Consider the following 22,710-nt stretch of genomic DNA (forward strand, 5'->3'; position numbering starts at 1 on the left):
CGCGTTCGGACTACCCGACTCGGTCACGAGGGGATACACCTTGAAAGTCCATCTGACCAACCTGTTGCAGAACTATGGGCAGGAACGCGACGACCACGACGTCTATCGCGACCACCTGCGCCTGTCGGAGATGGCCGCCGCTTTCGGCTACGAAAGCATCGGCTGCGTCGAGCACCACTTCGACCCCGGATACTCAATGTGCCCGGACAACACACAGTTCTTATCTTACCTGGCCGCCCGGACGAGCAACATCAAACTGCAGACGACGGCGGTTATCCTGCCGTGGAACGACCCACTGCGCGTGGTCGAGAAGATCGCTCTTCTGGACAATCTCGCCGACGGGCGCGTGATCTTCGGGATGGGTCGCGGACTTTCCCGCCGTGAATTCGAGGGATTCCGGCTGGACATGGGTGAGTCCCGGGACCGCTTCGACGAGGCCGCCGAAATGATCATTCGCGGTCTGGAGGACGGCTACGTCGAGAACCACGGAACCTACTACCAGCAACCCCGAGTGCCCGTGCACCCGCGCCCGTTGGCCTCGTTCAAGGGCCGCACCAGCGGCGTCGCGATGAGTCCCGACTCCGCGGTCGCCGTCGGTCGGCTCGGCATCCAGATGATGGCCTTCATCCAGGGCCCGATGCGGGACATGCACCTGCCGATGATCGAGCAGTATCGGCAGGCCCACCGCGAGACGCACGGAACCGAAGCGCCACCGCCCATGATGATCGACCTCACCTACTGCCACCCGGATGCCGAGCAGGCCCGACAGGTGGCCACCGAGAGGGTCGCCAACTACTACATGACCTGCGTCGAGCACTATGAATTTGGCGGCCGGCATTTCGAGAGCACGCAGGGATACGCCTCCTACGCCGCGGCGAGACGTGCCATCGATGAGCTGGGTCTGGACAAGGTCGTGCAGACCTACGTCGACGCGCAGATCTGGGGGACGCCGGAAGAGATCCTGCGCAAGCACCACGAACGCAAGGAGATCGTCGGCGAATACGAACCGATCATGGTCTTCCAGTATGGCGGACTGTATGGCGACCTCGCCGAGGAGAGCTTCAAGCTCTTCAGCACCGAGGTCCTCCCCGAGCTTCAGCGACTGTGAGCCGCACGATGACGACTGATATTCAACGTGCCCGCGACCTGCTGGCTCATCTCGTCTCCAGGCCGGACGGCACGATCCAGGATTACCGGGACCTCTACGACGAAGTCCTGGCGACATTTCCGCTGCCGGCCGAGGCGTCGAGTGAGGCGGTCGACGCTGGCGGTGTCCCGTCGTACTGGGTGCGCGACCGGGCCGTCGAGTCCAGCACCGTCGCCGTCCTCGTCCACGGCGGCGGTTGGTGCATGGGAACCGCCGCGGGGTACCAGGAGCTGGCCCACCGGATCTCGGCTGCCGCCCGCTGCCGCGTCCTCGTCGTCGACTACCGGCTAGCCCCCGAGCATCCCTATCCCGAACCGCTCGACGACGTGCTCACGGCGTACCGGTTCGCCCGATCCCAGCCCGGCGTGACCAGCGTCGCGCTGGTCGGAGACTCCTCCGGCGGAGGTCTCGTGACCGGGGCGGTGGTGGCGTTGCGTGAGAACGGGGAGACGCCGCCGGACGCACTCGTGCTGATGTCGCCGCTCGTCGATCTCACCGGCGAAGCGGCCTCGCTGGTCGAGCGTGCCGATCGGGACCCGCTCCCAGCTCGCGCGCTCGTCGAACAGATGGGCGGCGCGTTCCTGGCCGGCCGGGACCCGAAGGCGACCCCGCTCGCGTCCCCGCTGTGGGCCGACCTGCACGATTTTCCCCCCACGCTGGCGCTGGTCGGCACCGACGAGGGCCTGTACGACGACGCGGTCCGCCTCATCGACAAGATCGTCGCCGCCGGTGGAGAGGCCACCCTGGAGGTGGGCGAGAACATGGTCCACATCTGGCCGCTGTTCTCGTTCCTTCCGCAGGCACGCGCGGCGACCGACCTGATCGGCCGGTTCCTCGCCAAGCATCTCGCCTGAGACCGACGCGGGCGGACGGGCCGCCGTCGCAGTCCGTCCGCCCGCGCCCCATCCGGTCGTGGCATCTCGCCACCGGACCACCGCGCATCATCCGGATGCCCGGTTCTCAGTCCCTCGATCCTCGGTCCTCGGTCGTACTCGGCTAACCCGAAGCCGATCCGTCCGCGTCCCTCGCCGCCTCGCCGAGGGCGAGCAGGACGCGGAAGAGCATCGCCTCGATGTGCGCACGGGACAGTTCCCCCCGTTCGAGCCACGCGGCGGTGGCGTCGGTGACCATCGCCTGGAAGCTGCGGATCATCGCCGCGTGCGGGCCCGACAGCGGGTCGAGGCCCACGATCTCCACGAGTCTGCGTTCCCAGGCCTGCATGCTCTGGCGCACGACACCACTCACCTGTGGGTCGGAGCTCGACGCCGCGTGCAACATCGTCACGTAGGTGGCGCGGTTGCGTTCCAGCGCGTCGAGCCAGCGATGGAAGACCGCCGCGACCCGGCTCTCGGCCGATCCGCCCTGGGCCACGACGACATCCTCGGGAATGCGCGAGAACCGCCCGATGACCTCGAAGAACAGTTCACGCTTCGTGCTGAAGTGGTAATGGATGTTCGTCCGGGTCGTCCCGGCGGCCGCGGCGATGTCGCCGGTCGAGACCAACTCATAGGGCTGAGCGGCGAACAGCTTGCGCGCCGCCTCCACGATCTGCTCGCGCCGGTCGTCCGCGTCCAGGCGGGTCCGCAGCCGCCGGGGCTCGCCGCTGCCCGGCTCAGCCTGCGCCCGCACGGGATCCAGAATAGACCGGGTGCGAAACACAGCCCTGTGGGGTCGGCCACGGGTGAGCTGGTCGTCCCCGGGTCCTCATATCGCGAGCCCGCCGTCGACGGGCAGGACCACTCCGGTGACGTAGGCGCTTTCGTCCGCGGCGAGATAGCCGACCGCCGTGGCCATCTCGGCGGGTTCGGCGAAGCGACCGAGCGGCACGGTCGCCGTCATCGCGGCGAGGCGCTCCTCTCCCACGGCTTTCACCATTGCCGTGGCCGCGTTCGGCGAGATGGCGTTGACCGTGATGCCGAAGCGGGCGACCTCCTTGGCGACCGTCTTGGTGAACGCGACGATCCCGCCCTTGGCCGCGGCGTAGTTCGCCTGGCCGATCGTGCCGTGCAGGCCGGTGTACGACGTCACGTTGACGATCCTCCCGAAACCGGCGGCGCGCATGTATGGGACGACGGCGCGGGTCACCAGGAAGGTTCCCTTGAGATGCACGTCGAGCACCGCCTGCCACTGCTCGTCGGACATCTTCCAGACCACGGTGTCACGGGTGATGCCTGCGTTGTTGACGGCGATGTCGACCGACCCCGCCCAGCGCGCGATGTCGTCGATCGCCGCAGCGACCTGGCCGCTGTCGCTGACGTCGACCGCGTGCGTGCGGCATCGGTCCATGTCGGCCGGCCAGGCCTTCTCAAGGGCCGCAGGATCACGGTCGAGCACGGCCACGCGGGCACCGGCGCGGTGGAAAAGCGTGGCGATCTCCAGGCCGATGCCCTGCGCGCCGCCCGTCACGACCGCCGTGCGGCCGGTGAAGTCGAAGGTGATGCTCATGGTCAGACGCGCTCGATGATCGTCGCGTTCGCCATGCCGCCGCCCTCGCACATGGTCTGCAGGCCGTAGCGGCCGCCGGTCGCCTCAAGGTTGGTCAGCATGGTCGACAGCAGGCGCGTGCCGGACGCGCCAAGGGCGTGACCGAGCGCGATGGCGCCGCCGGCCGGGTTCAGCTTCGCCGGATCGGCCCCGGTGTCGATCTGCCAGGCCAGCGGGACGGGCGCGAACGCCTCGTTGACCTCGAACACGTCGATGTCGTCGATCGACAGTCCCGCGCGCTCCAGCACCTTGCGGGTGGCCGGGATGACGCCGGTGAGCATCAGCAGCGGATCGCTGCCGGTGACGGAGAAGCTGTGGAAGCGGGCCCGCGGGGTGAGGCCGAGCCGCTGCGCGCGGTCCTCGCTCATGATGAGCGCCGCCGAGGCGGCGTCGGTGAGCGGGGACGAGTTGCCGGCGGTGATGCTCCAGTCGATCTCCGGGAACCGGGCGGAGAACTCCGGGGTCTCGAACGACGGCCGCAGCCCCGCCAGGCCCTCGGCCGTAGTGCTCGGGCGAACGGTCTGGTCGACGGTGTGCGGCGTGCCGTCGGGCAGCGTGACCGGCACCAGTTCGCGCGCGAAGAGCCCCAACGCCGCGCTCTCGGCGGCCAGGCGGTGCGAACGGGCCGAGTACTCGTCGAGCTGCTCGCGGGAGAGCTTCCAGCGGGCGGCGATGAGTTCGGCCGAGATCCCCTGGCCGACCAGGCCGTCGGGGAAACGGTGGCTCAGCGGGGCCACGTTCGGGTCCTGGCCCTGAGAGCTCGCGCCCATGGGGATGCGGCTCATGGACTCGACACCGCAGGCGATCACGATGTCGTAGGCGCCGGCGATGACCCCCTGCGCGGCGAAGTGCGCGGCCTGCTGGCTGGAGCCGCACTGCCGGTCGACGGTCGTGCCCGGGACCTCCACGGGCAGGCCCGCGGCCAGGGAAGCGGTGCGCGCGATGTTGAGCGCCTGCTCACCGGTCTGCGACACACAACCGGCGATGACATCGTCGATCGTTGCCGGGTCGACGTCGTTGCGGGCGAGCAGGGCCTGCAAGGTCTGCGACAGCAGCTCGACCGGGTGGAGAACGGAGAGGGCGCCACCCGGTTTCCCTCGCCCCGAGGCCGTGCGGACGGCGTCGACGATGACTGCGCTGCTCATGGTTACCTCTTTCGGGCGGGGTCGAAGACTGTGCCGGCAACGAAGGATCGCAACTGTCCGACGGAGCGTCGCCGTTGCGCTACGGGCTCAGGCCCGCCAGGTGTGCCGGCCGGGCCGGGCCAGGACGAAGGTCGGGACGACGGTGCGACGGCTCAGCCGGGTGAGCGACGCGACGGCCTCGGCGACGTCGTCGACGGGGATCATCGTGTCGAGCGGGACCGAGTCCGCCAGGCCCTCGGTCATCGCGGTGGCCACGTACCCCGGGCAGACCGCGGTGGCCACGACGCCCCCCAGCGACTCCTCCGTGGTCACGGCCGCGCACCAGGAGATCAGGGCCGCCTTGGTGGCCCCGTAGGCCGAGTTGAGCGGCTCCCCGGCGAGCCCCGTCATTGACGCGACAGCGATGATCTTGCCGCCGCGTTCGGTCGCCGCACCGGCCTCGCGCAGCAGCGGGAGGAGCTCCTGGCCGAGCACATAGGCGGACCGCACATTGATCGCGAACATCTTGTCGAAGCGCCGCACCGGGTAGTCCGCGAAGCGTCCGATGGCCCCCATGCCCGCGTTGAGCACCAGCACGTCGAGGCGGCCGTGCGCCTCCCGGTGCGTCGCGGCGAGACGGCGGACGTCATCCTCGGCGGACATGTCGGTGACGCACACCGCCACCTGGCTGCCGTACTCGTCCCGCAGCCGGGACGCGAGCGACGCCAGCGCATCGGCACCGCGGGCGCTGATCGTCAGGTCATGGCCGGCGGCGGCCAGCCGGACGGCGACCGCCTCGCCGATGCCCCGCGACGCCCCGGTCACCAGGGCCACCGGCCGCCCGGTGCTCATCTGGGCGCCATCCGGATCGCCCCGTCGAGGCGAATGACCTCGCCGTTGAGCATGGCGTTCTCGACCAGGTGCACGACCAGCTGGGCGTACTCGTCGGGCCGGCCGAGCCGGGACGGGTGCGGCACCTGGACCGCGAGCGACGCTCGGATCTCGTCCGACAGGCCGGCCAGGATCGGCGTCTCGAACATCCCCGGCGCGATCGTCATGACCCTGATCTGGTGGCTGGCGAGATCGCGGGCCAGCGGCAGCGTCATGCCGACGATGCCGCCCTTGGACGCCGAGTACGACGCCTGGCCGATCTGGCCGTCGTACGCGGCGACCGATGCGGTACACACGACCAGGCCACGTTCCCCGTCGACGGGATCGGTGGCGGCGATCCGGACCGCCGCGAGCCGCACGACGTTGAACGTCCCGATCAGGTTGATCTCGACGACCCGGGTGAACCTGGCGAGGTCGAGTGGCCCGTCCCGTCCGACGGTCCGGGCCGGGTCCCCGACACCCGCGCAGTTCACGACGATCCGCAGCGGGCCGAGGTCCTCGGCCGCGTCGAGGGCGGCGGACACCTGCTCGGGATCACGCACGTCCGCCGGCACGAAGCGGACCCGGTCACCGAGCTCGGCCGCGACAGCGGCGCCCGCGGATGTCGGCAGGTCGAGGAGTACGACTGCCGCGCCCCGGGCGAGGAGCCCGCGGACGCTGGCCAGGCCGAGTCCGGAGGCACCCCCCGTCACGATGGCGCTGCTTCCAGCGGGGTTCATGATCCTCCTATGTCCCGGGGCGGCTGCCCTCGAAGGTAAGCCGATTCGCCACGGACGGGCTGTCCGACAACGGGACAGCGCGGACGTCCCGCGCGGCGGTGCGATAGGTGGCGGCCCGAGACGGACGCGGCGGCGAGAGGAAAAGCATGAAGGCGTTGCAGTACCGCACTTTCGGCCAGTGGCCCGAGGTGGTCGAGGTCGAACGGCCCCGTCCCGGGCCCGGCCAGGTTCTGCTCCGGGTCACCGCGGCCGGGGTGTGCCACTCCGACCTGGGCCTGCTCGCGCGCGACGCCGACACCTACCCGTACGGCTCGCTGCCGCTCACGCTGGGCCACGAGGGCGCGGGTGTGGTGGCCGAGATCGGGGCGGGCGTGGCCGGGGTTCGTGTTGGCGAGCCGGTGGTCGTGTACGGACCGTGGGGCTGCGGTCGCTGCCGCGTCTGTGCCACCGGCGCGGAGAACCACTGCCCGTTCGCGGCCGCTCTCGGCATCCGTGCTCCCGGTCTCGGGTCGGCCGGGTCGATGGCGCAGTACCAGCTCGTCAACGACGCACGCCATCTGGTGCCGCTCGGCGATCTCGACCCGGTGCGCCACGTCTGTCTCACCGACGCCGGTCTCACGCCGTACCACGCGATCAGGCAGTCGCTGCCGCGGCTGCTACCGGGCAGCATCGCCGTGGTCGTGGGTGTCGGTGGGCTGGGGCACGTCGCCGTGCAGATGCTGCGCGCGCTCTGCCCGGCCACGGTCGTCGCCGTCGACATCGACGACGACCGGCTCGCGCTCGCCCGCGGCCTCGGCGCCCAGCACGCCGTCCGGACTGAGGACACCGCCGAGCTCGTCGCCGGCCTCAGTCGCGGCACCGGAGCCGCGATGGTGCTGGATCTCGTCGGGTCCCCCGCCACCACCGATCTGGCGGCGCGGGTGGCGGCCCGCGGGGCGGACGTGTCGGTGATCGGTGTCGGCGGCGGCGCCGTCCCGGTCGGCTACCGCACCATCGCGTTCGACGCGTCGGTCCGGTTCCCGTACTGGGGTTCGCGTCCCGAGCTGTTCGAGGTGTTGGAGATGGCCGCCGCGGGCCAGATCCGCGTCGAGGTGGAGACCTACAGCCTCGACGAGGCCCCGGTCGCCTACCGGCGCCTCGCCGAAGGCAGGGTTCGCGGGCGGGCCGTCGTCGTCCCGGACTGACCGACGGGACGGCTCCGCCCGGTCAGGAAACCCCGGCCTCGATTCCGAGGAAGGCCCGTAGCACCCGGGGGTCCTCGGCCACCGTCGAGGCCGGACCCGACAGCACCACCTCGCCGTTCTCCAGGACGTACGCCTGCGAGGCGACGCTGAACGCCGCGGCGGCGTTCTGCTCCACCAGAAGGATTGACATGCCGCGGGCGGCGATGCCGCGGATCGCCTCGACGATGACGTCGACCATGACCGGAGCCAGGCCCATGGACGGCTCGTCCAGCAGCAGGATACTGGGATCGGTCATCAACGCCCGGCCGAACGCCAGCATCTGCTGCTGACCCCCGCTGAGCAGGCCCGCGGTGGAGTCCCGGCGCTCGGCGAGCACCGGGAACGACTCGTACACCGTGGCCAGGATCTCCTGCCGGCGCCGACGATCATGGACAGTGTGCCCGCCGAGGAGCAGGTTGTCCTCGACGGTCAACGGCGCGAAGATCCGCCGGCCCTCGGGCACCTGCACAACCCCCGCCCGCGCGATCCGGTGGCTCGGGCGGTTGGTGATAGCGTGCCCGCGCAGCCGCACCGATCCGGCCGACACCCGGACCAGGCCGCTGACGGCGTTCATCAGCGAGCTCTTGCCGGCCCCGTTCACCCCGACGACGACGGTGATGGCGCCCTCCTCCAGCACCAGGTCGACGTCGCGCAGCGCGACGACCTTGCCGTAGGCGACCCGCAGGTGCTCGATCTCAAGCAGGGACATGTTTCCTCCCCAGGAACGCCTCCTGCACGGCCGGCAGCGCGGCGGTGGCCGCCGGATCGCCCGCGGCCAGCAGCTGACCGAAGTTGAGCACGAACAGGTGGTCGCTCAGGCCGAGCACGAACCTCAGGTCGTGCTCGATGAGCAGCATCGTCATCCCATCGTCACGCAGGCGGCCGAGCACCGCGGAGATCTCCTGGCGCTCACCGGCGCTCATGCCGGCCACCGGCTCATCGAGCAACAGGATCTTCGGCGCCCCGGCGACGGCCCGGGCGATCTCGACGCGACGCTGGACGCCGTAGGGCAGCGCCGCCGGCGCGACCTGGGCGACGTGGTGCACGTCCATGCGTTCCAGAGCCTCGTCGGCGGCCTCGGCGGCACGCCGACGGCCGGCCCGGGACCGCGCCGTGGGGAGTTCCTGCACCCCCAGGAGCACGTTCTCGCGCACCGTCAGGCCCTCGACGAGCCGGATGCCCTGGAAGGTGCGGGCCAGCCCGCGGCGGTAGACCTCGTGTGGTCCGGCCGCCGTCACGTCCTGCCCCCCGAGGAACACCTGCCCGTCCGTCGGGGTGACCAGGCGCGACATCGTGTTGACCACGGTGGTCTTACCGGACCCGTTGGGCCCGACGAGGGCGTGCAGATGGCCCGGTTCGAGGGCGAGCGAGACCCCGTCCACGGCCTTCACCCCGCCGAACCGCACCTTGATGTCCCGCAGCTCGAGGACGGCGGTCATGAGGACACCCCCATCTCCTGAGCCGGAACGGGCCGGTCCTGACCGGTGGACGCGCCGCCGGGCACCCCGGCGGATACGCCGCCCGGTCCGCCGGTGGGCCCGGCCGCCGCGCGGCGCAGGCGGCCGGGATCGAGCAGTTCGAACAGGCCGGCGAGCCCCTTCGGCAGGAAGACCAGGACGACGACGGTCAGCGCGCCCTCGACGACGCCCCGGTAGTCGCTGGCGAAACCCAGGTACGCGGAGAGAAACCAGGAGAACACGACCCCGCCGATCAACGGCCCGCTCCAGTGCCAGGTGCCGCCCACGACCAGGGCGGTCAGCGCGGACACCATGACGGAGAAGCCGAGGTTCTCGGGGGTGAAGACCGTCAGGAGGCTGGCCTGGGAGATACCCGCGAGCGACCCGAGGACCGCGCTCCACACGAACGCGATCTGGTGCTGGTGGCGCACGTTCACGCCGAGCGCGCTGGCGAGCGCCTCGTCCTTGCGCAGCAGGAGCAGTCGGCGCCCGACCGCGCCCCGCTGGGTGAGCGCGTTCACGGCCAGCACGCCGGCCAGGATCAAGGCCACCCCGCCGGTGCCGAGCGCCGGCGGGATGCCGAACAGACCGAGCGGACCGCCCGTCACGCTGTCCCAGGCGAGCGCCCCGATCTGAACGAGCAACACGAACGCGATGGTGGCCATCGCCAGATACAGGGCGCGCAGCCGCGCCAGGACCAGCGCGAGCAGCCAGGACAGGACCATCGTGATGATCACTACTACGGTCGCGGCCGGCGCCGTCCCCCATCCCTGCGTCGCTGTCAGGTAGCCCGTCCCGTAGGCCCCGACGCCGTAGAAACCGACACTCGCGAACGACAGGACGCCGGCCCGCAGGGCGACCTGCACGCTCGCCGCGAGCAGTGCCGCGACCAGCGCGCCCTGGATGTAGCCCTCGTTGCCGCTGAACCAGTCGATCATGCGCGCTGCCACCCCTGCCGGGCCGCGAGCCCCTGCGGACGGAGGACAAGGATGACGACGATGAGCACGAACGCGAGGGCGTCCCGCACATCGCCGCCGAGGTAGTACCCGACCAGGGTCTCGACCAGGGCCAAGGCGTAGGCAAAGAAAACCGCTCCCTCGAGGCTGCCGACACCGGCCAGGATGATGATGGCGAACGCCTTGAGCAGGAACGAGTCACCCATGTGCGCGTCGGCCGCGCCCAGGTAGACGGCCAGCAGCACCCCGGCGACGCCGGCGAGGGCACCGCTGAGCGCCATCGCCGCCAACTGCAGGGTGCGGGCCGAGATGCCGACCATGCCCGCGGCGGTGCGGTCGAAGGCGACCGCGCGCATCGCCCGCCCGTACCTGCTCCGGCGGACGAACAGCACCAGCAGCACCGACAGCACGATCGCCGCCACCAGCACCAGGATCTGCACGTTCGACACGTGGACACCGAGCAGGTCGTACCGGTGCCGTTCGAGCAGCGACTGCGGCAGCGCATAAGGCTGGTGATCGCTCTGGATGCCGACGACAGTCACGATGATCGACGCCACGGCGACGCTGGCGATCAAGGTCCGCATCTCGGCGTCCAGCGCGTTCGCGGACCGGGCCCGGATGGGGGCGAAGGCCACCGCCTCCATCAGGACCGCCAGCAGCGCGCTCCCGACCAGTGCGGCGACGAGCACCACCGCGAACGGCAGGCCGGCGGCGTGCTCGGTCAGGAGGAACGCGAACATCGTGCCCGCCGTGAAGATCGCCCCGTGTGCCAGGTTCAGCACGTTCAGGATCCCCCACGACAGGGTGAGACCGAGCGAGAACAAGGTGTAGATCGAGCCCAGCGCGATGGCGTTGACGAGCTGCTGAGACATCGCGTTCCTCCTCCCCCCCGGCCTCAGCCGGTGTAGGCGGCCAGCAGCGGCGAGGGCTGGTCCGGCGCGACGGTCTCCGCTTCGCCGTCCCAGCGCACGAGCACTCCCGGCGTCACGGCTGCCCGGTCGACGAACCGCACGGGGTCCCCGGTTGCTCCGACGAACCCCTTGCCGGCGACGGAGGCGAGGGCGTCCTTGACGCTCTCGCGGGTGACGTCACCCTCGCCGATCTCCTGCAACGCGGCCACCAGGAACATCACCTGGTCGTGTCCACCGGCCGCGGAGAACGACGGCGCCGAACCGGTCGCCTTCTGGTATTCGGACAGGAACGACGTGCCCGAGGCCCATGGCAGCTTCGGCGACGGGATGAACACCGACGGGTAGTAGGTGTCCTTGGCCGCGGCACCGGCGGGCTTGAGCGCACCGGCGCCGAGAGCCGACGTGCCGTAGAGCGGGCCGTCGAAGCCGGCTTCCCGCAGTGCCTGGATCGACGTGGTGACCGCCGGGCCGAAGGTCAGGTCGGCGACCACATCCGGCGAGCTGTCGGCGATGCGCGACGCCGGCTGCGAGTAGTCGGTGTCGGCCGTCTTGACCGGAACGGTCTCGGTGATCGTCATGCCGAGCTTCTCGGCGATCGCCGGAATGGTCTTGGTCGCGTTCGTCACGGCCGTCGGGTTGTCGCTCGCGTACAGAATGGCCGTGGACGACGCGCCCTGGTCGTGCAGGGTCGAGAGCATCGCCTCGTAGAAGCGCCCCTCGGACGTGGTCGTGCGGTAGACGTAGTCGCCGGCCTCAGCGATCCCGTCAACGCCCGACTGGCCGACGATGAACGGCACCTTCGACCGCTGGGCGATCGGGGCCATCGCGAGCGCGTTCTGGCTCAGCAGGGCGTACATGACGGCGGAAGAGTCCGACTTCACGGCCTTGGTCATGGCGCCGACCGCGGTCTGCTGGTCGGAGGCGGAGTCGACGACCTCGAGGTCGAGTGTTCGCCCGCCGACGCCACCCTCGGCGTTCACCTGGTCGACCGCGTACTCGGCCCCGGCGACGTAGTCCTTGCCGTAGAAGGCACCCGGGCCGGAGGTGTCGGCGATGTAGGTGATCTTCAGGACGTCACCGGCGGCGGACCCCCCGGAACTACCGCTACTGCCGCACGCGGCGGTCAGGATGGCGACCGATGCCGCGAGTAAGCAGGTGGCGGTCCTCGCCCGATGTCTCATGTTCGTCTCCTCTGGTGCGGCGCGCCAGGCGCTGCGCAGGCACGGCCCTGCCGAGCCCTGAAGTGACCGGCCTCCACGCCGATGCTTGGGAGCACAATCACGGCGCATGCAGATGTTCGGGTGTCCGATTACAGGTCAGCGGGAACCGCTGGCGCCCGATAGATGCAGCTCAGGGCACCTGCGGCTCACCCGACGGTGTAGCCGCCGTCGACCGTGTACAGGGCGCCGGTCACGAACGACGCGCTCGGCGAGAGCAGGAACTCCACGACCGCGGCGACCTCGTCCGCGCTGGCCAGGCGGCCCACCGGATGCGCCGCCTCGGTACGCGCACGGGTGGCGGCGTCCTGGCGGGCGAGCAACGGCGTGTCGACGAAGCCCGGCCCGACGGCGTTGACGCGGATGCCGCTCGCGGCGTAGTCGAGTGCCGCCGCCTTCGTCAGGCCCACCACGGCGTGCTTCGACGCGACGTAGGCAGCCCCGCCGGGTGTCCCCACGACGCCCATCACCGAGGCGACGTTGACGACCACGCCACGCCCGGCCTCCTGCATCACCGCCAGTTCCGCCTGCAGGCAGTAGAAGACCCCGTCGGCGTTCACCCGCATGACCCGGTGCCAGTCGTCCGGCGACATGTCCCCCACCGGCTTCTTGACCGGCACACCGATACCGGCGTTGTTCACGGCGATGTCCAGCCGCCCCGAGACCGCCACCGCGGCGCTCACCATCGCCTGAACGGAGTCCGGATCCGAGACGTCGACCGGCACCGCGAGGCCACCCACCTCGGCGGCGCGGGCCGAGGCGGCCCCGACGTCGATGTCGGCGACGACGACACGTGCCCCGCGCCCGGCGAGTCGACGCACCGTCGCGGCCCCGATCCCCGACCCTGCGCCCGTCACCAGCGCCACCTGATCGACGAGGTCCCGCGCCTGTCCCATCCGTCGCTCCTCGCTGCCGGCACACCTGGGCGCACTGTCCGCCGGCGACTGGCGCGTCCGGCGTCCCACATCGGGACAGCCCCACCCGGCGTACCAGGTCGGGACGGCCGCGTCCGGTTCTCGGCCGCAGGCTGTACCACAGTGCAACACCGACCGAGGGCGCTGAGCCCCTAGCGTTCGGGACGTCGACACGAGCCCGAGGGGGAACGATGACCGCGCAGCAGGTCAGGCCAGGGGGCGTGACTCTGGAACGGCGCGGCCACGTCGCCCTCGTCACGCTGGACCGGCCGCAGGCTCACAACGCGCTGACGGTGGCCATGCTGGCCCGGCTGGCCGCCATCGTGCGCGAGGTGAACGCCGACGACGACCTTCGCGTCCTGGTCCTGACAGGTGCGGGGTCACGTGCCTTCTCCGCGGGTGGCGACCTCGGTGAGCTGATTCCGCGCCTCACCGCCGGAGAAGTCGACGTGCTCATCCCCGACCCGACGAAGCGGTTCTTCTCCGACTTCTACAAACCGGTGGTGGCGGCGGTGAACGGCCTGTGCCTGGCCGGGGGCCTCGAACTTCTTCTCGGCACCGACGTCCGAGTCGCCTCCGACCGGGCCGTGTTCGGCCTGCCGGAGGTGCGGTGGGGCCTGGTACCCGGTGCCGGCACCCACGTGCGGCTCCCCCAGCAGATCAGCTGGCCGAACGCCATGCAGCTGCTGCTCACCGGCGAGACCGTCGACGCGGACGAAGCCCGCCGGATCGGGCTGATCGGGGAGGTCGTCGCACCGGACAAGGTGCTGCCGCGGGCGATCCAGCTGGCCGAGACCATCGCCGGCAACGCGCCGATCGCGATCCGCACCGCGAAGGAGATCGCGGTGCGCGCCTGGGCCAACGAACAACGCTTCGGGCTCGAAAGCGCCCTGAACGCCCGTGTTCTGGCCTCCCGCGATGCCCGCGAAGGCCCGGCCGCCTTCATCGACAAGCGCACCCCGCGCTACGAGAACCGCTGACAGGAGAACTGTCATGACTGCCGATCTGCCACCGACCGTCCGGGCTGAAAGTGTCGAACTCGTCGAGTCCGTGTTCCAGGCCGTGGACGGGGTGCTGGCCGCGTTCCCGAGGTCGATGTTCCTGCGTCGAGCCCGCGAGCAGGGCCACGCCGGCGAACTGTGGGACGCGCTGGTCGAGGCCGATCTGCTGGCGATCGGCGTTCCCGAGGAACTGGGGGGTGCCGGCGGCGGTCTCACCGGCAACACCGCGGTGATGGAGGCCCTCGCCCGCGCCGGTATCCCGCCGCTGCTGTACTCGCTGACGTCGTTCTCCCGCGAGGCGATCCGCCGGTACGGATCCGAGCAGCAGATCAAGGACCATGTGATCCCGACCATCAGTGGGGACCGCAAAATCTGCTTCGGCATCACCGAGCCGGAGGCGGGCACGAACTCCTTCGCGCTGCGCACCACCGCGCGACCCAGCACCGACGGCTACCGCATCAACGGCCAGAAGGTGTTCATCTCCGGCGCCGATCAGGCCGACCACATTCTGCTGCTCGCCCGCACCGCGCCGGCCGGCGAGCCGCTGACCCGGCGCTCGGGATTCGGCCTGTTCATCGTCGACCTCGCGACGCCCGGCATCGCGCTCAACCGTCTCGACATCGAGTGGTACGCACCCGAGAACCAGTACGAGATTTTCTTCGACGACGTGGAGGTCCCCTCCCATGCCTTGATCGGGCAGGAGGGGCTCGGTTTCGACTATCTCCTGTCGTGCCTGAACCAGGAGCGGGTGACGATAGCCGCGTGGGCTCTCGGGCTCGGCAACTACGCGCTGGGGAAGGCGGTCGGATACGCCAAGGAACGGGCGCCCTTCGGGAAACCGATCGGGGCGAACCAGGCGGTGGCGCACCCGCTCGCCCTCGCCATGGCGGAGATGGAGGCCGCCCGGCAGGTCACCTATTCGGCGGCCGCGGGCTATGACGACGGCCGGGACGCGGGCGCGCAGGCCAACATGGCGAAGCTGCTCGGGAGCCGCGCCGCCCTGAGCGCCGTCGAGGCGGCCATTCAGACCCACGGTGGGTCGGCTTTCGTGTACGAGACCGATGTCGTCACGCTCTGGCCGATGATCCGTGTCCTGCAGATCGCACCCATCAACAACGAGTCGATTCTGAGCTACATCGCGGAACGCGTCCTTCGCCTGCCGCGGAGCTGATACGGGCCAAGACGGTGGGTGACAGACCCACACCTAAGGACTTGATCGTGAATATCGCTATTGCTCTGCGCCGCGTCGGCTTACGGACCCCGCACCGTGTCGCCATCCGCCACGACGGCGTCGAGACCACCTACGCCGACTTCCTCGACCAAGCCGGACGCGTGGCGAACTGGCTGCGCCAGAACGGCGTCGAACCGGGCCAGCGGGTCGGCATCCTCATGCACAACCAGCTGGAATGGCTCGTCGCCATGATGGGAATCTGGCAGGCCGGCTGTGTCCTCGTTCCTTACAACTACCTGTCGCACCCGGCGGCGATCCGCCACGCGACGCTCGACGCGGACGTGAGATGGATATTCACGCCGGCCGACGACGTCTCGCGCCTTCGCGACGCGCTGCGGGGACTGCCCGCCGAGGACCGCGTGGTGTCCGTCGGCCGGGCCGAAGGCGCAGGCTCCACCGTGACGTGGGACGAAGTCCTTTCCCTACCCACCCGCACGGATGTCGTTCCCCGTTTCGATACGCATGACGCGGTGCTGATGTACACGAGCGGCTCCACCGGAAACCCCAAGGGTGTCCGGCAGACGCATCGGAACACAGTCGCGGTGAGCGAGGCCGCAATCGACGTGTGGGAGCTGACCGAGCGGGACCACGCCCTGGTCAGCACACCCCTGTTCCACGTCGGTGGACTTCAGCTCATCTCCCTGCCAACACTGCTCACCGGAGGGGAGGTGACTCTGCGCCGCTGGAAGGTGCGGGAGTGGCTCGAGGACGCGGCGAAACTGCGTCCCACGTTCATGGCGCTGGTTCCCGCAATGATGATCGACATTGTGAACGAGCTGGGCGGCAAACCCTTTCCCCTGAACTCGGTCCGGGTCTGCGCCATCGGCGGCTCGGCGCTGCCGCAGAGCCGGCTCAAGGCATTGACGGACGTCACCGGCATCGTCCCGGTGAACATCTACGGGCAGACGGAGCAGAGCGGACTCTCCATCACCGAACCTCCGCACGAGGCCCGTCGAGAAGGATCGCTCGGCCGGCCGCTCGAACAGATCGTGCAGATCCGCGTGATAAGGACCTCCAGCGAACAGCCGGAGGACGCATCCGCCGGTGAGGTCGGTGAACTGTGGGTGCGTGGCGATGCCGTTACGCCCGGGTACTGGCAGCTCCCGGAGACGAACGCGAGCAAGTTCACCGACGGATGGTTCCGCACCAGCGACCTCGTGCGGCAGGCTCCCGATGGCTACCTGTACTACGTCGACCGCACCGACGACCTGATCATCAGCGGCGGCGAGAACGTCTTCCCGCAGATGGTGGAGGGCCACCTCGCGGCGTGCCCGCTCATCGCCGAGGTCGCCGTCATCGGTACCCCGCACGAACGGCTGTCGAACCAGGTAACGGCCATCGTCGTCCCCAGCCGCCCGGGCGTCACCGCACAGGACATCGCGGCCTACTGCGACGCGGAGCCCAATCTGCGCGGGCTGCAGCGGCCGCGTCGGATCGAGATCGTGGACGCGATCCCGCGCACGGCCACGAACAAGATCGACCGGCCGCTGCTCAAGCGGACCTATGCGCGGACCTCGGCCATCGCCGGGCAGTGACGGAGTTCCTCGCCCGCTCGAATGTCCCAGCCCGCCCGAGGCCATCGGTGAGCCGCCGTACCAGCGACAGGGTCAGGTACCCGTGCGCAATGGTGGCGCCGTATGGGCCACGCACCGCACCGCCATCAACCAGCTCATCCACCACGCCGGACTCGCAGCCTGACCCGCATGCCCAAAACCTGACCCATCGTTCGCGGCTTCGCCCGCCCAAGCCCTCCAGATCCGCTACGAACGCGCTGGCCGCCGGTCCCGTCAGGGCCGGCGGCCGGCGTGGTGGTGCGGGCGTGTTCAGCTCAGGACGAACCGCTCATACGACTTGGCGGCCGCCGCCCGGCAGGCGTCGAAGTACGCGTTCGCGCCGCCGAAGTAGACGTTGATAGCCCGGGGCTTGCCCTCGATGTTGGCACCGGCGAACCAGATGTTCACCGCTTCACCCTTCCCCGCGGAGATCATATTCGCGACGGCGGTGACATGCTCCGCCCACTGCCTCTCACCACTCTCGGCGGCTTCGAAGGAGGTCAAGCCGTTCCCGCGCAGGTAGCTGATCGCGTCGAAAATCCAATCGACGGTCTCCTCGATACAGGTCGGAATGTTGGCGAACGGACTGAGCGGACCTGTGATCATGAACAGGTTCGGGAAACCGGCGGTGCTGAATCCGAGGTTCGTCACCGGTCCGTCCCGCCATTTGTCCGCGAGCGCCCTGCCGCCACGCCCGCGGATGTCGATCCGGGTGAATGAACCGGTCGACGCGTCGAAACCCGTGGCGAAGATGATGACGTCAAGATCGAACCGCCGGGTGCCGGTCCGCAGCCCGGTCGGGGTGATCTCCTCGATGGCGTCATCGCTGACGTCGATCAGCGTGACGTTGTCACGGTTGAAGGTCTCGTAGTAGCCGGTGCCCGCCGGCGGCCGCTTGGCCCCGTACGGATATCCGCGCGGCGTCAACAGCTCGGGCAGGATCTGGATTCCAGTCGACCCGGTGCCGACGAGGCCGACACGCTTTCCCGCGAAATCTACTCCCGCCCCCGGCCACCTGGCTGTGTGGACCAGCTCGCCCTGAAACGTGTCGAGGCCCTTGATCGGGGGGAGGTTCGGGGCGGAGAGCAGACCCACACCGGTGATCAGATATGTCGCGGTGACGGTCTCGCCGGTGTCGGTGCCAACCGTCCACAGGTTGGTGTCCTCGTCGGCTTGTGAGGCTCTCCTACACCGCGCTGCCTCAGCCGCTGTAGGGCCGTTCGGCGCGCAGCTCACGGCGGGCGATGGTACGGCGATGGACGGCATCCGGGCCGTCAACGATGCGCAGCGCGCGCGCCCAGGCATAGAAATATGCCAACGGCGTGTCATCACTGACCCCGGCACCGCCATGCACCTCGATCGCGCGGTCGATCACCGCGGTCGCCACCGCCGGGGCGGCGACCTTGATCCCGGCGATCTCGGTCGCGGCACCACGGGCACCAACCCGGTCGATCAGCCAGGCGGTCCTGATGACGTAAAGCCGAACCTGATCGATCTCGATCCGGGAACGGGCGATCAGATCCTGCACGACACCCTGGTCGGCCAACGCGCCCCCGAACGCCGTGCGGTTCTTCGCCCGCTCGACCATCAGCGTCAGCGCCCGCTCTGCCATCCCGATCGCGCGCATCGCGTGGTGGATCCGCCCCGGCCCCAGCCGGGCCTGCGCGATCGCGAACCCCTCGCCCTCGCCCGCCAGCAGGTTCTCCGCCGGCACCCGGGCATCCTCGAACAGGATCTCGGAATGCCCGTGCTGGTCCTGATAACCGAACAGCGGCAGATGCCGGACGATCGTGACACCCGGCGTCGTCCGCGGCACCAGGACCATCGACTGCTGGCGATGCGTGGCAGCGGCCGGATCCGTGCGGCCCATCACGATGAAGATCTCGCACCGCTCGTCCGCAACACCCGTGATCCACCACTTCCGGCCATTCACGACGTACTCGTCACCGTCGCGGACGATCGACGTCTGGATGTTCGTCGCGTCCGACGACGCCACCGCCGGCTCCGTCATCGCGAACGCCGACCGGATCCGCCCCTCCTTCAGGGGCTCCAGCCAACGGGCCTTCTGCTCCTCGCTGCCGAACAGCGCCAAGGTCTCCATGTTGCCGGTGTCGGGGGCCTGGCAGTTCATCGCCTCCGGGGCGATCACCGGCGACCAGCCGGAGATCTCCGCCACCGGTGCGTACTCCAGATTCGACATCCCCGACCACGCCGGCAGGAACAGATTCCACAGGCCGCGTTTGCGCGCCGACGCCTTCAGCTCCTCCATCACCGGCGGATGGCTGTGCTCCCCGTGCTCACGCAGCCACGTCTGCCACACCGGCTCCGCGGGGAAGATCTCCTCGCGCATGAAATCCCACATCCGCCCGCAGGCGTCCACCGCCTGGGGTGACAGTTCGAAGTCCATGACCGCTCCCTCATCCTCGCCACATGCTGAGACCCTCGGTCGCGATCCGTTCCACCTCAAGGGAGAGGTCACCGAAATCCTGCCCGGCCATCACCCCGGCCGCCGTCCGCGCCGCTATCCCCTGCGCGATCGCCGCGAACTTGAAATGCGCGTAGGCCACGTAGGCGGGCAGGTCAGAAAGGTCGGCTCCGCTGCGCCGCGCGTACCGTTCGGTGAGGTACGCACGGTCCGGGAAACCCGCCTCGGCCGTAAGTGCCGGGGTGAGAATCGGCACCGGTTCCCCCGGCTGCGTCCAATAGAAAAGGAGCATCCCCAGGTCTGCCAGCGGGTCACCCAGGGTCGACAGCTCCCAGTCCAGCACCGCCCGCAGGCAGCTGGGATCGCTCGGGTGCATGAGCACGTTGTCCAGCCGATAGTCGCCGTGCACGACCGACGGACGGGCCGGCTCGGCGAACAAGTACGCCGCCAGCCGCCGCGCGAGCTCGCTCACCGCTTCGACCTCGGCTGTCTTGCTCGCCTCCCACTGGCGCGTCCACGTCCGCACCTGCCGGGCCATGAACCCCTGCCGACGGCCGAAGTCACCGAGCCCAACCGCGTCCGGGTCGACTGCGTGCAGCTCGACCAGAGTGTCGACCAGCGCATCCGCGATCGCGACCCGACCGGCCCCGTCCTCGGCGTACCCGGGCGGAAGAGTGTCGCGGATCGCGTGCCCCTCGACCTTCTGCATCACGTAGAACGGCACCTGAAGTGGCCCGCTCTCGTCGAACGCGAGCAGGATCCGTGCCACCGGCACGTCGGTGCCCATGAGGGCTTTCTGCACCCGCGCCTCACGACTCATGTCGTGCGCCCCGCGCAGAATGTGCCCCGACGGCGGGCGCCGCAGCACCATTGAGCCGGCGGCACTCACCAACTCGAAGGTCAGATTCGATTTTCCACCCGCGATCAACCGCGCCTCGACCCCCCGCCACGCATCATCCCCGACCGCGTCAGCCAGCAATGGACCGACAAGATCCAGACGGGTCAGGTCATCGAACTCGCCCACGTTCCTCCTCGCCACCCCGCGGCGGCGACATCGACATTGCCGCGCCCGACTATGTTGCGCGTCGCGGTTGCGAGCATCACATCTTGGGCAGTGCCATCGATGTCCCAATCCGCGACGCCGCAGGTCCAAGACAGGACGACCTGCGACCTGCCGGCCCCCAGGCCGACCGCGGTGGGACACGGCGGCGGCATCCGACCGGGGCACTGCGCGTCGCGCGCCACGGCACCGCCGCCACCACTTCGCGAGCCCGCACCAGCCGCAGGGGCCGGCGCACCTCGCTGCCGTCGACCAGCCGCAGCGAGAGAACCGGCTCGGCGGTTTCGGCGCCATCCCCGTGTACCGCAGCATCGATCGACAAATCGGTCGCCTCGCGGACGCGAGGTTAGCCACGACGCCGATCGCTTCCCTTCGCGACACCCGCGCGATCGGGCAAGGCAACATCAAGACCACATTGTGGCCATCGTGGAGGGGATCGCGCGACGGCGGCCGATCGGCCGTCAGGCGGGTATGGGCACCGAGGTTATCCGCGGCGCGTTCTGCGCTGCCGCTGTTCGGAGGTTGGCGCGGACGCCGCCGGCTGAGTCGCCTCCCAGACGTCACGGGCGATGGTGGCCCACAGATGCTGGGGGAACTCGTGACCCATGTCCGGATAGGTGATCAATCGGGCGTCGGGGATCGTCCTGGTAAGGGTGCGGGCGGCGTGGAGCCGAATCCAGGGATCATCCTGGCCGTGGATCACCAGGGTTGGTACCCGCAGCCGGCGCAGCTGGGCGCGGACGTCACCGGCGGTGCGGCTCGCGGCCAGCTGACGCTGGGTCGCGCCGGGATCATGGTCGCGGTCCCAGGACTCCTCCGCGGTCTTGCGCACCCACTCCTCGTCGATCGGGTGCGCCGTGGAGCACATGATCAGATAGGTGTCGACCAGTCGCTGCACGCCGCCTTCGCGGGTGTCGTCGTACCGCTTGCGGGCCAGCCGCAGCAGGGTGCCGATCTTCAGGTTGCGCAGGTTGCTGATCGCGCCACCGGTCCCGCCGGCCATCGCGGACACGAGGCTGCGGACCCGGTCCGGATGCCGAATCGCCACGAGCTGCGCAAACGTGGCGCCCAACGACTCGCCGAGCAGGTGGGCGGACTCCCAGCAAAGGGCGTCCATGACGGCGACCGCGTCGTCGACCATGTCGTCGGCCCGGTAGGCCGGGCCGCCTCCCTTCCCGAGCAGGGTCCTGATGGTCGTTCGGGGCGGGGAGGTGAAGTGGGTCGACAGGCCGGCGTCGCGGTTGTCGAAACGAGCGACGGCGAAGCCCCGCTCGGCGAGCTGCCGGCAGAACTCGTCCGGCCACCAGATCATCTGGAAGGTCAGCCCCATGACCAGCAGCAGCGGTTCTCCGTCGGGCGGTCCGAACGTCTCGTACGCGATCCTCACGTCGCCGTTGTGGGCGAAGGAAATGGTCACAGGGTCTCCGCTCCTCGTGAGGGCCTGGCGCTGCCGTGATCGCCCTCGCGCTCTTGGCAATGCACCTGACATGCTAAGAGCGGCGGACTGCTGATGCAATGCAGTCGCATTGCCAAAGGAGGTGTCGGTGCCGAAGCGGGTGGACCCGCTCGAGCGGCGTCGCAGCATCGCGGAGGCGGTGTTCCGGGTGACCGCCACCCGCGGAGTCGAGGCCGTCAGCCTGCGCGACGTCGCCGCCGAGGCCGGGGTGTCGATGGGGATGGTCCAGCACTACTTCCGCAGCAAGGACGAGATGCTGCTGTTCGCGCTCGACCACATGCGCGATCGAGTCGCCGGTCGGCTACAGGCCCGTCTCGCCCGCCTGCCGAACCCAACCCCCCGCGACGTCGCCCGCGCGGTCCTGGCTGAACTGCTACCCACCAACGAGGACAGCCGGGCCGAAGCCGGCGTCTCCGTCGCGTTCTACTCCCGAGCGGCCGTAACCCCCGCCTACGCGCTGGCCCTCCGCCAAGGCTTGCGGGGCCTGCTCGACGTCTTCACAGAGCGTCTGCGCGCCGCCCAGCACAGCGGTCACACACGCCCGGACGTCGACGCCGAGCAGGAAGCCGCATCCTTGTTCTGGCTCGCGCACGGCCTGGTAGGCCCGCTCCTCATCGGCCTCTACACGCCCGAAACAGCCCAATCCCTGCTCGACCGCCACCTGGACCGGATCTTCACCTGACCGCACCGCCATCACCGCGGTCGCCACGCCCCACACCCCCACCGCCTCACTGAGGGTGACTACTCAAATAGCTTGCAGCCCGCTGCTCATGTAGTGCTCAACTATGAGGCCGAATGCTCGTCTTGTAGGGATCGTGTGAGGTTGGCCAGAACGTGCGCTCGACGGTGCTTGATCGGCCCCGCGTTTTCCGGACACATTCTATCAGTCGGTTTTAGGCCGCATCATTGCGGTTCAGGAATTCGTTGTGGACTTCTTGCGG

22 protein-coding genes are annotated in these 22,710 nt (G+C 69.6%); 7 read left to right on the forward strand and 15 right to left on the reverse strand.

The features are described 5' to 3' along the window. Nucleotides 1-40 precede the first annotated feature (40 nt). Both C1A33_RS25400 and C1A33_RS25405 read left to right on the forward strand, forming a co-directional pair. Nucleotides 41-1,108: an LLM class flavin-dependent oxidoreductase gene (locus tag C1A33_RS25400; protein ID WP_101833969.1), complete on the forward strand. Its 1,068-nt coding sequence runs from the start codon at nt 41-43 to the stop codon at nt 1,106-1,108. An 8-nt stretch (nt 1,109-1,116) separates the two neighbouring features. After that, entirely contained in the window at nt 1,117-2,001 is an 885-nt protein-coding gene (locus C1A33_RS25405; RefSeq protein ID WP_133150829.1) for an alpha/beta hydrolase, read from the forward strand. Between the two features lie 142 nt (nt 2,002-2,143). Here C1A33_RS25405 and C1A33_RS25410 read toward each other — a convergent pair whose 3' ends face one another. The 5 genes from C1A33_RS25410 to C1A33_RS25430 all read right to left on the reverse strand — a co-directional run bounded on the left by C1A33_RS25410 (nt 2,144) and on the right by C1A33_RS25430 (nt 6,365). Beyond that, on the reverse strand, nt 2,144-2,776 hold the full coding sequence (locus C1A33_RS25410; RefSeq protein ID WP_101833973.1) for a TetR/AcrR family transcriptional regulator: 633 nt from the start codon (nt 2,774-2,776) through the stop codon (nt 2,144-2,146). 75 nt (nt 2,777-2,851) lie between these two features. Continuing rightward, nucleotides 2,852-3,592, reverse strand: coding sequence for an SDR family oxidoreductase (locus tag C1A33_RS25415; RefSeq protein ID WP_101833975.1), 741 nt, complete (start codon nt 3,590-3,592; stop codon nt 2,852-2,854). A 2-nt stretch (nt 3,593-3,594) separates the two neighbouring features. Then, nucleotides 3,595-4,776 (reverse strand): thiolase family protein, encoded by a 1,182-nt coding sequence (locus tag C1A33_RS25420; RefSeq protein WP_101833977.1) that lies wholly within the window; start codon nt 4,774-4,776, stop codon nt 3,595-3,597. Between the two features lie 87 nt (nt 4,777-4,863). Beyond that, nucleotides 4,864-5,607: an SDR family NAD(P)-dependent oxidoreductase gene (locus C1A33_RS25425; RefSeq protein ID WP_101833979.1), complete on the reverse strand. Its 744-nt coding sequence runs from the start codon at nt 5,605-5,607 to the stop codon at nt 4,864-4,866. Beyond that, nucleotides 5,604-6,365, reverse strand: coding sequence for an SDR family NAD(P)-dependent oxidoreductase (locus tag C1A33_RS25430; protein ID WP_101833981.1), 762 nt, complete (start codon nt 6,363-6,365; stop codon nt 5,604-5,606). Before C1A33_RS25430 ends, C1A33_RS25425 begins: the two co-directional genes overlap by 4 nt. Before the next feature lie 146 nt (nt 6,366-6,511). Between C1A33_RS25430 and C1A33_RS25435 the strand changes: the two genes are divergently transcribed. Then, nucleotides 6,512-7,549 carry an alcohol dehydrogenase catalytic domain-containing protein gene (locus C1A33_RS25435; RefSeq protein WP_101833983.1) on the forward strand — a complete coding sequence of 346 codons (1,038 nt, stop codon included), beginning with the start codon at nt 6,512-6,514 and terminating at the stop codon, nt 7,547-7,549. 22 nt (nt 7,550-7,571) lie between these two features. On the opposite strand, the gene C1A33_RS25440 is transcribed toward C1A33_RS25435, so the two are convergent. The 6 genes from C1A33_RS25440 to C1A33_RS25465 all read right to left on the reverse strand — a co-directional run bounded on the left by C1A33_RS25440 (nt 7,572) and on the right by C1A33_RS25465 (nt 13,025). Then, entirely contained in the window at nt 7,572-8,297 is a 726-nt protein-coding gene (locus C1A33_RS25440) for an ABC transporter ATP-binding protein (RefSeq protein ID WP_207770497.1), read from the reverse strand. After that, complete coding sequence (locus C1A33_RS25445) at nt 8,284-9,027, reverse strand: ABC transporter ATP-binding protein (RefSeq protein ID WP_101833985.1); 744 nt, start codon at nt 9,025-9,027, stop codon at nt 8,284-8,286. The genes C1A33_RS25440 and C1A33_RS25445 overlap by 14 nt, the downstream gene beginning before the upstream one ends. Next, nucleotides 9,024-9,983 (reverse strand): branched-chain amino acid ABC transporter permease, encoded by a 960-nt coding sequence (locus C1A33_RS25450; RefSeq protein WP_101833987.1) that lies wholly within the window; start codon nt 9,981-9,983, stop codon nt 9,024-9,026. Before C1A33_RS25450 ends, C1A33_RS25445 begins: the two co-directional genes overlap by 4 nt. Further along, nucleotides 9,980-10,873, reverse strand: coding sequence for a branched-chain amino acid ABC transporter permease (locus C1A33_RS25455; protein ID WP_101833989.1), 894 nt, complete (start codon nt 10,871-10,873; stop codon nt 9,980-9,982). Before C1A33_RS25455 ends, C1A33_RS25450 begins: the two co-directional genes overlap by 4 nt. A 23-nt stretch (nt 10,874-10,896) precedes the next feature. After that, nucleotides 10,897-12,093: an ABC transporter substrate-binding protein gene (locus C1A33_RS25460; RefSeq protein WP_165818585.1), complete on the reverse strand. Its 1,197-nt coding sequence runs from the start codon at nt 12,091-12,093 to the stop codon at nt 10,897-10,899. A gap of 185 nt (nt 12,094-12,278) precedes the next feature. Next, nucleotides 12,279-13,025, reverse strand: coding sequence for an SDR family NAD(P)-dependent oxidoreductase (locus tag C1A33_RS25465; protein WP_101833993.1), 747 nt, complete (start codon nt 13,023-13,025; stop codon nt 12,279-12,281). Between the two features lie 209 nt (nt 13,026-13,234). Between C1A33_RS25465 and C1A33_RS25470 the strand changes: the two genes are divergently transcribed. The 3 genes from C1A33_RS25470 to C1A33_RS25480 are packed head-to-tail and all read left to right on the forward strand — an operon-like array spanning nt 13,235 to nt 16,810. Beyond that, nucleotides 13,235-14,023, forward strand: a complete 789-nt coding sequence (locus tag C1A33_RS25470; RefSeq protein ID WP_101833995.1) for an enoyl-CoA hydratase/isomerase family protein — start codon at nt 13,235-13,237, stop codon at nt 14,021-14,023. Nucleotides 14,024-14,036: 13 nt separating this feature from the next. Further along, nucleotides 14,037-15,215: an acyl-CoA dehydrogenase family protein gene (locus C1A33_RS25475; RefSeq protein ID WP_101833997.1), complete on the forward strand. Its 1,179-nt coding sequence runs from the start codon at nt 14,037-14,039 to the stop codon at nt 15,213-15,215. A gap of 47 nt (nt 15,216-15,262) precedes the next feature. After that, nucleotides 15,263-16,810 (forward strand): class I adenylate-forming enzyme family protein, encoded by a 1,548-nt coding sequence (locus C1A33_RS25480; protein WP_101834016.1) that lies wholly within the window; start codon nt 15,263-15,265, stop codon nt 16,808-16,810. Nucleotides 16,811-17,098: 288 nt separating this feature from the next. Here the strand turns inward: C1A33_RS25480 and C1A33_RS25490 are convergent, their stop codons facing one another. The 4 genes from C1A33_RS25490 to C1A33_RS25505 form a co-directional block, all read right to left on the reverse strand. After that, complete coding sequence (locus tag C1A33_RS25490; protein WP_133150831.1) at nt 17,099-18,064, reverse strand: flavin-containing monooxygenase; 966 nt, start codon at nt 18,062-18,064, stop codon at nt 17,099-17,101. Further along, complete coding sequence (locus C1A33_RS25495) at nt 18,030-19,235, reverse strand: acyl-CoA dehydrogenase family protein (protein ID WP_101834001.1); 1,206 nt, start codon at nt 19,233-19,235, stop codon at nt 18,030-18,032. Before C1A33_RS25495 ends, C1A33_RS25490 begins: the two co-directional genes overlap by 35 nt. 10 nt (nt 19,236-19,245) lie before the next feature. Next, entirely contained in the window at nt 19,246-20,277 is a 1,032-nt protein-coding gene (locus C1A33_RS25500; protein ID WP_101834003.1) for a phosphotransferase family protein, read from the reverse strand. A gap of 520 nt (nt 20,278-20,797) precedes the next feature. Next, on the reverse strand, nt 20,798-21,730 hold the full coding sequence (locus C1A33_RS25505; RefSeq protein ID WP_165818586.1) for an alpha/beta fold hydrolase: 933 nt from the start codon (nt 21,728-21,730) through the stop codon (nt 20,798-20,800). A gap of 127 nt (nt 21,731-21,857) precedes the next feature. On the opposite strand from C1A33_RS25505, the gene C1A33_RS25510 reads away from it, so the two are divergent. Then, nucleotides 21,858-22,451 carry a TetR/AcrR family transcriptional regulator gene (locus tag C1A33_RS25510; protein ID WP_207770498.1) on the forward strand — a complete coding sequence of 198 codons (594 nt, stop codon included), beginning with the start codon at nt 21,858-21,860 and terminating at the stop codon, nt 22,449-22,451. Nucleotides 22,452-22,710 lie beyond the last annotated feature (259 nt).

Source organism: Frankia canadensis (assembly GCF_900197875.1).
Lineage (GTDB): Bacteria > Actinomycetota > Actinomycetes > Frankiales > Frankiaceae > Frankia > Frankia canadensis.

Excerpts from the sequence above, each read along its gene's own strand:
- C1A33_RS25445 (WP_101833985.1), bottom strand. The coding sequence starts at position 9,027 with ATGACCGCCGTCCTCGAGCTGCGGGACATCAAGGTGCGGTTCGGCGGG.
- C1A33_RS25450 (WP_101833987.1), bottom strand. The coding sequence starts at position 9,983 with ATGATCGACTGGTTCAGCGGCAACGAGGGCTACATCCAGGGCGCGCTG.
- C1A33_RS25440 (WP_207770497.1), bottom strand. The coding sequence starts at position 8,297 with ATGTCCCTGCTTGAGATCGAGCACCTGCGGGTCGCCTACGGCAAGGTC.
- C1A33_RS25425 (WP_101833979.1), bottom strand. The coding sequence starts at position 5,607 with ATGAGCACCGGGCGGCCGGTGGCCCTGGTGACCGGGGCGTCGCGGGGC.
- C1A33_RS25470 (WP_101833995.1), top strand. The coding sequence starts at position 13,235 with ATGACCGCGCAGCAGGTCAGGCCAGGGGGCGTGACTCTGGAACGGCGC.
- C1A33_RS25475 (WP_101833997.1), top strand. The coding sequence starts at position 14,037 with ATGACTGCCGATCTGCCACCGACCGTCCGGGCTGAAAGTGTCGAACTC.
- C1A33_RS25420 (WP_101833977.1), bottom strand. The coding sequence starts at position 4,776 with ATGAGCAGCGCAGTCATCGTCGACGCCGTCCGCACGGCCTCGGGGCGA.
- C1A33_RS25460 (WP_165818585.1), bottom strand. The coding sequence starts at position 12,093 with ATGAGACATCGGGCGAGGACCGCCACCTGCTTACTCGCGGCATCGGTC.
- C1A33_RS25495 (WP_101834001.1), bottom strand. The coding sequence starts at position 19,235 with ATGGACTTCGAACTGTCACCCCAGGCGGTGGACGCCTGCGGGCGGATG.
- C1A33_RS25405 (WP_133150829.1), top strand. The coding sequence starts at position 1,117 with ATGACGACTGATATTCAACGTGCCCGCGACCTGCTGGCTCATCTCGTC.
- C1A33_RS25465 (WP_101833993.1), bottom strand. The coding sequence starts at position 13,025 with ATGGGACAGGCGCGGGACCTCGTCGATCAGGTGGCGCTGGTGACGGGC.
- C1A33_RS25415 (WP_101833975.1), bottom strand. The coding sequence starts at position 3,592 with ATGAGCATCACCTTCGACTTCACCGGCCGCACGGCGGTCGTGACGGGC.
- C1A33_RS25455 (WP_101833989.1), bottom strand. The coding sequence starts at position 10,873 with ATGTCTCAGCAGCTCGTCAACGCCATCGCGCTGGGCTCGATCTACACC.
- C1A33_RS25435 (WP_101833983.1), top strand. The coding sequence starts at position 6,512 with ATGAAGGCGTTGCAGTACCGCACTTTCGGCCAGTGGCCCGAGGTGGTC.
- C1A33_RS25430 (WP_101833981.1), bottom strand. The coding sequence starts at position 6,365 with ATGAACCCCGCTGGAAGCAGCGCCATCGTGACGGGGGGTGCCTCCGGA.